This is a genomic window from Lysinibacillus capsici (genome assembly GCF_020217405.1).
Lineage (GTDB): Bacteria > Bacillota > Bacilli > Bacillales_A > Planococcaceae > Lysinibacillus > Lysinibacillus capsici.
In genome coordinates this window covers 3,242,239-3,255,321 of sequence record NZ_CP084108.1, presented here as the reverse complement: position 1 = coordinate 3,255,321, position 13,083 = coordinate 3,242,239, and the positions used below count along the sequence as shown (strand labels likewise).

The following is a 13,083-nucleotide window of genomic DNA, read 5'->3' as shown; positions in this document are numbered from 1 at the left end:
AATAATGAGTAGAATTATTTTGCAAGTGCTGTCGAACTTGATAGAATATTGCCTAGAGAGGGGGAGACATTATGAGTGAACGACAAACTCGAAGTGGTCGTCATTTGCAGCCATCTCGTAATAAAAAGCTAGATAAACTATTGAATGTTTTAATTGGTGTTGTGGTTGTACTCATTATTATCACAGCAACCTATGTGTTTAAATGGCAAGATGATGCAGATCAAGCAGTGAAAGAGAAACCAGCTCAAGAAGAACAGAGCGGTGATGATGAAAAAGAAGTAGAGAAAGAACCGACGGATGAAGAAAAAGAAGATCTCGCTGTAGAAGAAGATAAACCTTCAGAGGAAGAATCGGAACCTGAGACATCCCAGAAAGAACAAGGCACAGCAGAAGAATCAGCATCAGATAATCCTATTGTTGAGAAGGTCATCACGAATAAAAATTGGCAGCCAACACCTACAACTCAAACAGGTCAGCATGTGTCTTCATATGACGACAAGTCTGTAGACTGGGCTGAGAAAGTAGCAACAGTATCTACTGTGACAGGTATTGACCAAAGCAATATGATCATCTGGCGTATGCAAAATAATGGTGGTCCTAATTCATCCATTGCTACTGTTTCTACAAATGATAAATCTCAAATGTATCGTGTAAGCATGGAATGGGTTGATAATGAAGGTTGGAAGCCTGTGAAGCTAGAGCAACTAAATACATTAGAAGGCGCCTATTGACGAAAATTACTCTTTTGATTATTTTTAATAGAGTTGATAAAAGAAGGGAAGTAACAGTACATGAAAATTGCAGTAATTGGCGCAATGGAAGAGGAAGTGGAGCTTCTAAGAGCAGCATTAGACGATGCACACAGCACAACGATTGCAGGTAGTGAGTATACAACAGGAACTTTTGAAGGGAAGGAAGTCGTATTATTAAAAAGCGGTATTGGTAAAGTAAATGCTGCTATGTCTACGACAATTCTTTTACATGAGTTTAAACCAGATGTTGTCATTAATACAGGCTCTGCAGGTGGATATGATGAAGCTCTTGAGGTAGGCGCTGTCGTTATTTCTGATGAAGTTCGTCACCACGATGTAGATGTCACAATTTTTGGCTATGAAATTGGACAAATGGCTGGTATGCCAGCAGCATATAAATCAGATGAGAAATTGATGAAGGTAGCTGAGGAGGCTGTGAAGGCAGTTGGAGAGCATCAGTATGGCGTTGGTTTAATTTGCTCTGGAGATGCTTTTATGAATGATCCTGAACGTGTAGAGGTTGTTCGTCGTCATTTTCCTCAAATGAAAGCTGTAGAGATGGAAGCAGCCGCAGTTGCACAAGTTTGTTATCAATTTGCTACACCTTTTGTAGTCATTCGTGCATTATCAGATATTGCAGGTAAAGAATCGAATATTAGCTTCGATGAATTTTTACCAGTTGCTGCAAAACATTCGACACAAGTCGTATTAAAAGCAATTTCCTCACTATAAACTACACAGAATGGTCAAAATGTGTGGTTTATTCTGTGAGAAAAATCACAGTTAATACAAAAAACAAATGCTACACTGACATTAATAAATCTCTTCATAATAGAATGGGAGGCATTCATGATGTTATTTTTAACAGCAGGTGTAGTCATTATTACAACTTTAATAGGTACATTGATTTCAGCAGAACTCTCTGAATCAGCACATTAGTATGACGGGAAAGCTTCCCTGCGACATAGACATGTTGCAGGGGAGCTTTTTATATGCCATAAAATAGGCATATTCTTCCGCCATTGAAGGATTGAATTTTTTTCATAACCATTTTACAATATATTATTCAATAGTTTTTTGGTCTCGTTTATATAGTTGATAGAGTTTAATAAGTGCCCGTTTTTCAATGCGAGATACATAGCTACGTGAAATATTTAAGCGTGCTGCAATTTCCTTTTGTGTAAGTGCATCCTGTTGATTTAATCCATAACGGAGTGTCACAATTTCGAGCTCACGTTCATCGAGCATATGCAAATAGTGGTATAGTTGTGCTACATGCTCTTTATGTTCTAGCTTCTCTGTGGCACTTTCTTCATCACACTGAAGTAAATCACGAATTTGCAGTGCGTTCCCATCTTTATCAGTTCCAATCGGCTCAAATAGCGAAACGTCTTTTTGCACTTTCTTTTGGGTGCGTAGATGCATTAAAATCTCATTTTCAATGCAACGAGCTGCATATGTGGCAAGTCTAGTTTTTTTATCAGGGGTATAGCTCTCAACGGCTTTCATTAGTCCAATTGTTCCAATGGAAATATAATCATCGAGTTGCTCATGTTTTGGATGGAATTTTTTAACGACATGCGCGACAAGCCTCATATTACGTTCTATTAGATCAAGACGTGCTTGCTCATCGCCACCTAAAAATCGTTCAATACAAGCAGCTTCCTCTTCTTTTGAAAAGGGTTTATGGAATGTTTGCCCCTTTAAATAGCCAAGCAATGCAGGGATTTCAAGCCATAACTGCAACATCGATGTAAAAATTCCGCTCATTGAATGATTTCATCCTTTCCCCATTTTTCGACAGTATATGTTTAAAAGCAGTGGGAAATGAAAAAAGTGCAACAGCAAATGTGCTGTTACACTTTTTTTAACGTAAATGTACTAATCATGAGTAAAGCTAAAATGGGGAAAAGGAAAAGATAAAATGCCGGATGGAACGTATAAGCTGCGAAATACGTTAAAGTTAAGAACGTACCTGCGGCTGTAATTGGTAAACCTGTGAAATAACCGTTCGCTTCGCTAATATTGAAGCGAGCTAAACGCATAGCGCCACAGACGATAAATAATACGGCCATCATCATGCCGACAAAACCAAAATCAACTAGAACAACTTCATACATTAATAATGCAGGCGCTACACCAAATGATATAATATCACTCATAGAATCTAATTGTTTACCTAATTCTGACACTTGTCCGAGCGCTCTCGCTACCTTACCATCGTAGCGATCAAGAAGAGCTGCTATAAAGATAAACAAGACACTATAGCTATAGTATTCATGTAGAGTGGCCATAATAGCCGCGCCTCCAAAGGACATATTACTAATTGTTATGAAGTTAGCTGCGTGCGATTTCATTTTCTTAACCGTGGTATCCACCAACTTGTGATAAAAAAACAAGGGGGATCACTCCTTTGCACTTAAGATATTGTACCATTATACTTCGAATGCGAAAAAATTGACAGTCTAAATTAATGGATAGGGGTTTTACTGTATGAAAGAAAAACTATATCAACGCTTGATAGAACTAACGAATGGTAAGCAATCTTCCCATCTTTTGCAGACAATTGCAAAAGCGAAGTGGAGTAAACGTATAATTCCAAGCTACATGAAGTTATACGATATTAACCTTGAAGAAGTTTCAAAAAAACAACAACAATTTTCGTGTTTACATGATTTTTTTACAAGAGAACTTATTGAAGAAGCTCGCCCTATTGAAAAAAATCCAACTGTATATGCCAGCCCAGTAGATGCAAAAGTGGAGTCCTTTGGACGTATTGAATGGGATATGACATTTCTTGTGAAGGGTAAGCCTTATGCATTACAAGATTTACTCGGCAATACAGAACGAGCTGCACAATATGCAGACGGACATTATATCGTTTTTTATTTAAGTCCGGCTGATTACCATCGTATCCATAGCCCGATAGATGGAGAAGTCTTACGACAATATACACTTGGTCAGAAATCTTATCCTGTGAATCAGTTAGGTCTTACATACGGTAAAAAACCAATTTCTCATAATTATCGTTTAGTGACTGAGCTGAAAACAGTAAATAATCAGCATGTTGCATTTATCAAAGTAGGTGCGACCTTTGTGAATTCCATTGTGCTTACCAATACAACAACGAAATGGCAGAAAGGGCAAGAAGTTGGTTATTTCTCATTTGGTTCTACTGTTGTGATGCTGTTTGAAAAGGATACAATTAAATTTACGGATAATGTTGTAAAAGGAAGTCCAATTCGAATGGGTGAAGCCTTTGCAAATATGCTATAATGGTCGAATAATACGTTAAGATTAGGGGTCGCTATTTTGTATAATTTTTTATTACCGAACGAATTTGTGACGAATATTTTTGAAATTACGCCGGAAAAGTTACAGGAATTAGGGATTAGAGGAATCATTACGGATTTAGATAATACGCTTGTTGAATGGGATCGTCCAGATGCAACAGAAGAGCTAATCATATGGTTACGCATTATGAAAGAATCAGGTATTCGTGTTATTATTGCGTCAAACAACAAGGAAGCTCGTGTAAAGCATTTTGCTGAGCCGTTAGGTATCCCTTATATTCACAAGGCGAAAAAGCCACTTCGTAATGCTTTTTATAATGCACTGATTCAACTAGGCTTGCGTCCAAGTGAAGTAGTAATGGTAGGAGATCAACTCCTTACGGATGTTATGGGAGCAAATCGCTTAGGCTTACACACAGTGCTCGTGAAGCCTGTTGCACAATCAGATGGGCTTGTAACAAAATTAAATCGTTTTATTGAACGTCGCGTATTTAATGATTTGAAACGAAAAGGAATTATAACTTGGGAGGAACAAGAATGATTGAAATGCCAAATTGTATTGGCTGTGGTACAACAATTCAAACAGAAGATAAAACAGCAGTTGGGTATGCACCCCCATCATCATTAGAAAAGGATGTGGTCATTTGCCAGCGTTGCTTCCGTTTGAAAAATTACAATGAAATTCAACCAGTATCGTTAACAGATGATGATTTTTTACGTATTTTAAATGGTCTTGGTACACAGCAAGGCTTAATCGTAAAAATTGTTGATATATTTGATTTTAATGGAAGCTGGCTACCAGGGCTTCATCGTTTTGTAGGGAAGAATCCTGTCCTATTGATTGCCAACAAAGCTGATTTATTACCAAAGTCAGTGAAGCCCAAAAAAGTTATCAACTGGCTGAAGCGTGAAGCAAAGGCTCTTGGACTACAGCCTGTCGATGTCCTATTAGTCAGTGCCCATAAAGGCAAAGGGATGGCAGAAGCAATGGAAGCCATCGACGAATATCGTAAAGGACAAAATGTATATGTTGTTGGCTGTACAAATGTTGGGAAATCTACGTTCATTAACCGAATTATTAAGCAGGCAACAGGTGAGGGTGAAGTGATTACAACCTCACACTTCCCAGGTACTACTTTAGACATGATTGACATTCCATTGGATGATGGTAGTGCATTATATGATACGCCAGGTATTATTAATCATCATCAAATGGCTCATCATATTGATTCCAGTGAATTAAAATATATTATGCCGAAAAAAGAAATTAAGCCGAAAGTCTATCAACAAAATGCAGGGCAAACTCTATTTATTGGTGCATTGGCAAGATTTGATTTTATTCAGGGTGACCGTTCTGCCTTTACCATCCATGTGGCAAATGATTTACCAATTCATCGTACAAAGCTTGAGAAGGCAGATGCGTTATATGAAGAGCATAAGGGAGAATTATTGGCACCCCCAACTGCGGACTTTATCGACCAGTTACCGCCATTGGTTCGTCACGAATTTTCCATCCAAGAAGCGAAAACAGATGTTGTATTTTCTGGGCTTGGCTGGATTACCGTTCAACATGCGAATGTAGTAGTAGCAGCTTACGCCCCAAAAGGTGTACAAGTTTCAATTCGTCCTTCGCTGATCTAAATGGAGGACATAGTAGAGAGAGGGACTAGAAAATGAAGAAGTGGTTTGCAGTTATGGGTGATCCAATTGAACATTCAAAATCACCTGCCATGCACAATGCTTGGTTTGAGGACATGTCAATTGATGCGACATATATTCCTTTACATGTAACGCCTGATCAATTAGAATCTGCTGTTGCTGGTTTGAAGACATTAGGGGCAAGTGGCTGGAACGTGACCATTCCTCATAAAACAGCAATCATTCCATATCTAGACGAGCTAGATGAGCTGGCCCAAAAAATGGGCGCAGTGAATACCGTCGTACGAACAACAAAAGGAAAGCTAAAAGGCTATAATACAGATGGTATTGGATTTGTTCGATCACTCGAAGAAGCCGTTGGGGTTTCTCACAAAGACAAGCCTGTATTACTTGTTGGTGCTGGAGGTGCAGCTCGAGGCATTGCCTTTGCTATGCAGCAACAAGGCTATTGTCATGTAACCATTGCCAATCGTACGGTGACGAATGCACAAATGATTATTGATGAAATGGGTATGGGACGTGCCATTTCATTACAACAAGCGGAAGAAACGCTAGCTGATTTCAGCATTATTGTGCAAATGACATCAGCTGGCCTCTCTACGGGCAATTTTTCAATGCCATTTTCATTAGATCGGCTGATGAAAGAAGCAATTGTTGCGGATATTGTGTATAATCCATTAATGACGCCTTTTTTACAAGCGGCTGAAGAAAAAGGAGCAACGATTGTCACTGGCTTAGGAATGTTTGTCCATCAAGGAGCCATCGCTTTTGAACACTGGTTAGGAAACTATCCAAATACAAATTCAATGATTGCGCAACTGAAGGCGCAATTAGGAGGAAACTAATTTTTATGTTAACAGGTAAACAGAAACGTTTTTTACGTGCAGAAGCACACCATTTAACACCTATTTTCCAAGTGGGAAAAGGTGGCGTTAATGATGAAATGACAAAGCAAATTCGCGAGGCATTAGAAGTACGTGAATTGATTAAAGTACGTATTTTAGATAACTGTGAAGATGATAAACATGAAGTCGCTGAAGCATTAGCCAAAGGCGCTCATGCGGAGCTTGTCCAATTAATCGGTCTGACAGTTGTTTTATATAAAGAGTCCCGCAATCATAAAAAGATTGTATTACCAAAAGTAACGAAATAAGGTGAGACGATGAAAAGGGTCGGTTTACTTGGAGGTACATTTAACCCACCACATATGGGTCATCTTTTAATGGCAAATGAAGTTTTTCATGCGCTAGAACTTGATGAAATCCGCTTTATGCCTAATGCCATCCCACCACATAAGCATGCACGTTTTGATGCTAGTAATGTTGAGCGACTTGAAATGGTAAAACGTGCGATTCGTCCATTTCCTTATTTTTCAGTAGAGTCGTATGAGCTTGAGAAGGGTGGCGTATCCTATTCCTATGAGACACTTTCTGCATTGTGTAGAAGAGAGCCGAATGTGAAATTTTACTTTATCATCGGTGGCGATATGATTGATTCGCTACATACATGGCATTGTATAGATGATTTAGTGAAACTTGTTCAGTTTGTTGGAGTAAAGCGTCCAGGGACAGCCGCGGCAACAGAGTACCCTATAAGTATGGTGGAAATACCTCAAATCGATTTATCGTCCACACTGATTCGTGAACGCCTGGCTACAGGAGGAACGGTGACATTTCTACTACCAGAAGCAGTAGAGACGTTCATACGAGAGGAAGGTCTTTATGGAACGCGAACAGTATTTAGCGGCGATTAAGCCAAGAATGCCTGAAAAACGTTATATTCATACAGTCGGAGTGATGGAAACGGCCATCAACCTAGCTTATAAGTATGGCGAGGACGTAAAAAAAGCTGAAACAGCAGCTATCCTCCATGATATTGCTAAATATGCTGACATTGAGTGGATGGAGAATATCGTTCGTGATGAAAAATTAGATGAAAGACTAATTGGATGGGGTAGTGAATTACTCCATGGTCCAGTAGGTGCATATATAGCACAAAGTGAGTTTGGCATCACAGACGAAGAGCTGTTGAATGCTATTCGTTTCCATACAACTGGGCGGGCTAATATGAGCCGTTTAGAAAAAATTATTTTTGTCGCAGATATGATTGAACCGAACCGTCGATTTGAGGGAGTTGATCGACTGCGCAAAAAAGCACAAAAAAATTTGGATAAGGCGATGAGTGCATGTGTACGCCATACTTTGGCATTTTTAATTGACACAAAGCAACCGATTTATCCTTTATCTATAGAATGTTATAACGATATGATGAACAGAGAGGATAGTGAAGGATGACTTCAACTTTATTACAAGCAGCGTACAAAGCAATTGACGACAAACATGGTGAGGATATTGTCGTTTTAAATATGCAAGGAATTTCCCTTTTAGCCGATTATTTTATCATTGCTCATGGTAACTCAGATCGCCAAGTGCAAGCCATTGCACGTGAATTACAGGATGTAGCTGAACAACAAGGTTATGAAATTCGCCGTGTCGAAGGATTCGATGGAGCTCGCTGGGTACTAGTTGACCTAGGCGATGTTGTGGCACATGTATTCCATAAGGATGAGCGTGCTTATTATAATTTAGAGCGTCTTTGGGGCGATGCACCGCAACTAGACATGCCAGAGGCCTAAGTGAGTTACGAACGCTTTGCTCATGTCTATGATGAGCTGCAAACGGATATTCCTTACAATCTTTATGTAGATTGGGTTGTACAGCATGCACCAAGCAACCAGTACCCAAAACTGTTGGATATTGGCTGTGGCACTGGTGTACTTAGCTTGTTATTTGCAAAATCTGGCTATCAAGTCAGTGGAATCGATTTATCTGAAGAGATGCTGTCCATTGCCGCAGAACGCTTTGCTGGTGCAGGCTATCATGCCCCATTATACTGTATGTCTATGGTCGAACTAGATGGCTTTGAGGAAATCGATGTTGTCACAATTACAATTGATTCCTTGAATTATGTGGTAGAGGAGCACTCTGTTTATACGACATTAGAACGTATCTATACGGCGTTGCGTGATGGAGGTCAGCTGTTTTTTGATGTCCATTCGTTATTTAAAATGAATGAGATTTTTTTAGATGGTCCGTTCACATATGATGATGGTGACATTAGTTATATATGGCATACGGAGCCTGCCGACTTTGAACATTCGGTTATTCATCAAATGACATTTTATGTACGAGATGACGCAAGTGAATTATATGAACGCTTTGATGAGGAGCACGTGCAACGTACTTACACTATCGAGCAGTATATGGCTTGGTTGCGTGCCATCGGTTTTAGTCATGTGGAAATTACAGCAGACTTTACAGATGATGCACCTGATGAGGAAAGTGAACGCATTTTTATTCGTGCAGTGAAATAAAGAAAAGGGAGCTACACTGTGTAATTGGCAGTGTGGCTTTTTTGATGGATAGAAAGGTTAAAGTAGCGGATAGAAAACTTGAATAGGCGGATAAAGAGGCTAAATTGTCGGATAAAACCTGTATAGAAGGATAAAAAACCTAAACTCCTGACGATTTTTTATCATTTTCAACCACCCATCCGTAGTGTAAAATATATATAACTCCATATGATGACCTTTCGCAAGGAAAGGATGGTACTGTGCTACAATCTTTATGGCAAAAGTACAAAAAAAGTATGTTATTCCCCAGCATACTAGTCGTCAGTGGACTTTGTTACTTCTATTTTTCGAGTTCTGACTCTTCACCTCCCCAAGAAGAGCTCATCGAAACAATCCAACCTATTGAAGAAAAAAATTTGAGTGAATCTGCTGAGGAAGCGGTTATGCAGCAGGTATTTGTGGAAATAAAGGGTGCTGTAATGTATCCAGGCGTTTATGAACTTGAGCAAGACCAACGTATAAAAGATGTTGTACAGCTTGCTGGTGGCTATACAGAGAATGCTGACACACAATTTATCAATCATGCCCAAAAGGTACAGGATGAAATGGTAATCTATATTCCTATCATGGGCGAACAGCTAGAGGAAGGATCCTCTTCTCTGTTAACGTTACCTACTGAGACGAATAAGGAGCAAAAGATTAATATCAATAAAGCTGATGTGGCAACGTTAGCGACATTGCCAGGAATCGGTCCTTCTAAAGCACAAAGTATCCTAACGTATCGAGAGGAAAATGGGCAGTTTCAAACCATAGATGACTTAAAAAATGTTAGTGGTATTGGTGATAAAACATTTGAGAAGCTAAAGGATTCAATTACCGTAAAGTAATGCTTTTACATGATGGTATATTGACGCCCCTTTTCTAAAAGGGCTACACTATAGTAGAAAAGCAAGAGAAAGTTAATTTGTTAGACAATTTTTGGAGGTAGTCATATGGAGCGAATTACTTGGGATCAATTTTTTATGGCACAAAGCCATTTACTCGCATTACGCAGTACATGTACAAGACTAGCTGTAGGAGCAACTGTTGTACGGGACAAACGCATCATTGCAGGTGGTTATAATGGTTCCATTACAGGGGACGAGCATTGTATCGAAAAAGGATGCTATGTGGTTGATAATCATTGCGTCCGTACCGTGCATGCTGAAATGAATGCCTTACTGCAATGTGCTAAATATGGAACACCGACAAAAGGTGCTGATTTGTATGTAACACATTTTCCATGTTTACCATGTACAAAATCTATCATTCAAGCTGGCATAGAACGTGTGTATTATGCAACAGATTATAAAAATAATCCCTATGGACAGGAGTTATTTGCAAAAGCTGGAGTGGAAGTAGTTCATGTACCCTTTGATGAACGTAAAATTGATTTTTTACGAGATGACAAACTAGCTTTGTATACAGAAATGCTGCACGAGCTTCGCGAGAGTGGGGTATCTGCTGAAAAATTGCTCCCATATGAACAGAAGGTGAATGCATTATTTGGCATCAAGCTTTAAAGCATAGATGGATTATGGTAGCTCTTGCTGTACTGATAGCTGCTATTGCAGTATACAAATCAGCATGGCTACTCATTTTTTTACTGCTACTAGTCCTGTGGCTCACCATAAAAGGTGAGTCACGTTTTCTTGCAATTTTTGTACTAACTAGTGGTCTACTAACTTATTTTTTCCTTTCTATCAATCATCTCACGGAACCTTCCCCTTTACCGTCAACCTTCCCTATAACTTGGTCAAGTGACTATAAAATAAACGGGCAAAAACTCCGTGGGTTTGCTACAACAACAAATGGCCAAAAACTTTACGTAGTTTATACTTTTTCCTCGGAACAAGAGAAAAATTTTTATGAAAATACCACATTAACTGGAATGACGTATTCTGCAAAAGGTGAACTCGTGACTCCCTCTCCAGCTGCACATGCTTATGCCTTTTCCATGTCAAACTATTTAACGAGCAAAGGAGCAACAGGCGTTGTTGAAATCACGAATTGGCATTATATAGGAAAACAAACCTCCATCTTCACTATTCTTGCCGAAGTAAGACACAATATGAAAAAGCATATAGAGAGGACTTTTCCAAAATCACTTGTAGCAGAGGCTCAAGCACTTTTAATAGGGGTGCAAGATCAGATGGAGGATGAACTGCAACGTGCCTATCAAAAGCTTGGTATTACCCATTTATTTGCGATTTCTGGGCTACATATCGCGCTGATGTCTTGGCTCTTTTTTGAAGGATTGCTTAGAATAAGAGTTCGCAAGGAAATGGCTACTGTCGTGTTATTGATCCTCTTACCGGTTTATGGAGTCATTGCAGGTGGAGCACCTTCCGTATGGCGTGCTGTTTCTGTAGTAGAATTGATGATGTTACTGCGCTTTTTTAAGTGGGTTCTTTCGATGGATGATGCATTAGCTATTAGCTTTATAGGCTTTGTTTTGCTTGAGCCAGGTGTTATTTTCCAAATTGGTTTCCAGCTATCCTATTTAGCAACTGTTAGTCTTCTTTATTCTGGTATTATTTTTAAGCAGACAAGAACTTGGCTAGGTCGTTCTTTTTTTATCACATTCATGTGCCAACTGCTCGTTTACCCACTATTACTCCATCATTTTTATGAATTATCTTTATCCTCGTTTTTTGTCAATATTGTTTTTGTTCCACTGTTTTCATTTGTTATATTACCCTTTAACATGATAGCCTTTGTACTATCTTATCTTTCTTTACCACTTGCTAATGTCCTATTTGCTGGCTATGAACCACTGCGTAAATGGCTGACCGAAATAATCTTTTCTATGCAAGAGCTTCCTTGGCAATTATGGACACCAGGCAAACCAACTATTTGGCTGAGCTGTGTGGCGATGTTAAGTGTTTTAGTGAGCTTCTATTATTTGGAAATAAAACGATTCAGGAGAGCTATTTTGATCCTTGTCATCCCTGCTATTTGGATTCATTTAGCACCCATGTTGTATAACGAAACAAAGATTACCTTTTTAAATGTAGGACAAGGAGACAGTATTATCATTGAATTGCCTTTTAGACGGGCTGTCTATGTTATAGATACAGGTGGCGTATTGCGCTTTGAGCAGGAATTGTGGAAGAAAGCAGATAGTCCTTATAAGGTAGGGAAGCAAGTTGTCGTCCCATTTTTAAAAGGCAAGGGTATACGTACTATCGATATTTTTATTGCTTCTCATGCGGACGCAGATCATATTGAGGGAGCAGAGGAAGTATTACAAGAGATTAACATGAAGGAAATACACGTTACACCTGGTTCATTGTATGAGCCTTTAATGCATGATTTATTACGAGAAGCCAATAAGCGACATATTCCTATTAAAGAAAAAATGAAGGGGACTTCGTGGCATGTAGGGGAAACATATTTTTATTACTTATGGCCTGATGATGCCATTTATGAGGGAAATGATGATTCTCTTGTCCTGTACATGCAGCAAAAGGCGTTTACAGCGTTATTTACAGGGGATTTGGAGCAATATGGCGAACAACAGCTGATCAATCGTTATGGACCTTTATTGGCCAATCTCACATTACTAAAGGCAGGGCATCATGGGAGTAAGACATCGAGCACAGAAGCCTTTGTCGAGCTGCTACAGCCCCAATTAACGGTTTTTAGTGCAGGTCTCCATAATCGTTATGGTCATCCACATGAAGAAGTAGTACAACGATTTGTCAGTAGACATTTAGTGACATGGACAACAGGGGTGAATGGATCAATCGAAATAAGTATTCGTGATAATCGCTGGTCCGTTAACGGAAAGGAAAAGGGCCTTGTCCAATGACCAAGGCCCTTTTCCTGCATAAGTCCAATTACTGTGATACAAATTCTACTATAGTTGCAATAATAAACATAAGCGTGAAAACGCCAAATGATACACCGAAGCCAACACCAGAATCGATGGCATCGTTACGTCGACATTGTATGTTTTTTCCTTCAAATGGATTCATTGTTATCC

At 39.2% G+C, this 13,083-nt stretch carries 17 protein-coding genes; 14 read left to right on the top strand and 3 right to left on the bottom strand.

Annotated elements, in window-relative coordinates; all coding sequences use genetic code 11:
• The first annotated feature begins 71 nt into the window (after nucleotides 1–71).
• Both LCP48_RS16045 and mtnN read left to right on the top strand, forming a co-directional pair.
• Complete coding sequence (locus LCP48_RS16045) at nucleotides 72–731, top strand: YrrS family protein (RefSeq protein ID WP_004226862.1); 660 nt, start codon at nucleotides 72–74, stop codon at nucleotides 729–731.
• A gap of 60 nt (nucleotides 732–791) precedes the next feature.
• Nucleotides 792–1,484 carry a 5'-methylthioadenosine/S-adenosylhomocysteine nucleosidase gene (mtnN, locus tag LCP48_RS16040; protein WP_004226864.1) on the top strand — a complete coding sequence of 231 codons (693 nt, stop codon included), beginning with the start codon at nucleotides 792–794 and terminating at the stop codon, nucleotides 1,482–1,484.
• 330 nt (nucleotides 1,485–1,814) lie between these two features.
• Here the strand turns inward: mtnN and sigK are convergent, their stop codons facing one another.
• Nucleotides 1,815–2,522, bottom strand: a complete 708-nt coding sequence (gene sigK, locus LCP48_RS16035) for an RNA polymerase sporulation sigma factor SigK (RefSeq protein ID WP_004226867.1) — start codon at nucleotides 2,520–2,522, stop codon at nucleotides 1,815–1,817.
• Nucleotides 2,523–2,608: 86 nt separating this feature from the next.
• The gene (gene pssA / locus LCP48_RS16030; protein WP_048392670.1) at nucleotides 2,609–3,109 is read right to left on the bottom strand and encodes a CDP-diacylglycerol--serine O-phosphatidyltransferase; all 501 of its coding nucleotides are present in this window, start codon (nucleotides 3,107–3,109) and stop codon (nucleotides 2,609–2,611) included.
• 136 nt (nucleotides 3,110–3,245) lie between these two features.
• Between pssA and LCP48_RS16025 the strand changes: the two genes are divergently transcribed.
• The 12 genes from LCP48_RS16025 (at nucleotide 3,246) to LCP48_RS15970 (ending at nucleotide 12,909) form a co-directional block, all read left to right on the top strand.
• Complete coding sequence (locus LCP48_RS16025; RefSeq protein ID WP_009373781.1) at nucleotides 3,246–4,028, top strand: phosphatidylserine decarboxylase; 783 nt, start codon at nucleotides 3,246–3,248, stop codon at nucleotides 4,026–4,028.
• 36 nt (nucleotides 4,029–4,064) lie between these two features.
• Nucleotides 4,065–4,586: a YqeG family HAD IIIA-type phosphatase gene (locus tag LCP48_RS16020; RefSeq protein WP_004226872.1), complete on the top strand. Its 522-nt coding sequence runs from the start codon at nucleotides 4,065–4,067 to the stop codon at nucleotides 4,584–4,586.
• Nucleotides 4,583–5,686, top strand: coding sequence for a ribosome biogenesis GTPase YqeH (gene yqeH / locus LCP48_RS16015; protein WP_225340380.1), 1,104 nt, complete (start codon nucleotides 4,583–4,585; stop codon nucleotides 5,684–5,686). Before LCP48_RS16020 ends, yqeH begins: the two co-directional genes overlap by 4 nt.
• A gap of 32 nt (nucleotides 5,687–5,718) precedes the next feature.
• Complete coding sequence (gene aroE / locus LCP48_RS16010; protein WP_004226879.1) at nucleotides 5,719–6,549, top strand: shikimate dehydrogenase; 831 nt, start codon at nucleotides 5,719–5,721, stop codon at nucleotides 6,547–6,549.
• A gap of 5 nt (nucleotides 6,550–6,554) precedes the next feature.
• The gene (gene yhbY / locus LCP48_RS16005; protein ID WP_004226882.1) at nucleotides 6,555–6,857 is read left to right on the top strand and encodes a ribosome assembly RNA-binding protein YhbY; all 303 of its coding nucleotides are present in this window, start codon (nucleotides 6,555–6,557) and stop codon (nucleotides 6,855–6,857) included.
• Nucleotides 6,858–6,866: 9 nt separating this feature from the next.
• A complete protein-coding gene (locus tag LCP48_RS16000; RefSeq protein WP_004226885.1) occupies nucleotides 6,867–7,457 on the top strand; it encodes a nicotinate-nucleotide adenylyltransferase in 591 nt (196 codons plus the stop codon).
• Nucleotides 7,426–7,998, top strand: a complete 573-nt coding sequence (gene yqeK, locus LCP48_RS15995; RefSeq protein WP_004226888.1) for a bis(5'-nucleosyl)-tetraphosphatase (symmetrical) YqeK — start codon at nucleotides 7,426–7,428, stop codon at nucleotides 7,996–7,998. Before LCP48_RS16000 ends, yqeK begins: the two co-directional genes overlap by 32 nt.
• Nucleotides 7,995–8,339 carry a ribosome silencing factor gene (gene rsfS, locus LCP48_RS15990; protein ID WP_004226890.1) on the top strand — a complete coding sequence of 115 codons (345 nt, stop codon included), beginning with the start codon at nucleotides 7,995–7,997 and terminating at the stop codon, nucleotides 8,337–8,339. Before yqeK ends, rsfS begins: the two co-directional genes overlap by 4 nt.
• Complete coding sequence (locus LCP48_RS15985) at nucleotides 8,340–9,077, top strand: class I SAM-dependent DNA methyltransferase (RefSeq protein ID WP_004226893.1); 738 nt, start codon at nucleotides 8,340–8,342, stop codon at nucleotides 9,075–9,077.
• 239 nt (nucleotides 9,078–9,316) lie between these two features.
• Entirely contained in the window at nucleotides 9,317–9,943 is a 627-nt protein-coding gene (locus tag LCP48_RS15980) for a helix-hairpin-helix domain-containing protein (RefSeq protein ID WP_216485518.1), read from the top strand.
• A 105-nt stretch (nucleotides 9,944–10,048) separates the two neighbouring features.
• On the top strand, nucleotides 10,049–10,618 hold the full coding sequence (locus LCP48_RS15975; RefSeq protein ID WP_225340379.1) for a ComE operon protein 2: 570 nt from the start codon (nucleotides 10,049–10,051) through the stop codon (nucleotides 10,616–10,618).
• A gap of 395 nt (nucleotides 10,619–11,013) precedes the next feature.
• Nucleotides 11,014–12,909: a DNA internalization-related competence protein ComEC/Rec2 gene (locus LCP48_RS15970; RefSeq protein WP_263643090.1), complete on the top strand. Its 1,896-nt coding sequence runs from the start codon at nucleotides 11,014–11,016 to the stop codon at nucleotides 12,907–12,909.
• 28 nt (nucleotides 12,910–12,937) lie between these two features.
• On the opposite strand, the gene LCP48_RS15965 is transcribed toward LCP48_RS15970, so the two are convergent.
• Complete coding sequence (locus tag LCP48_RS15965; RefSeq protein ID WP_004226902.1) at nucleotides 12,938–13,075, bottom strand: YqzM family protein; 138 nt, start codon at nucleotides 13,073–13,075, stop codon at nucleotides 12,938–12,940.
• Nucleotides 13,076–13,083 lie beyond the last annotated feature (8 nt).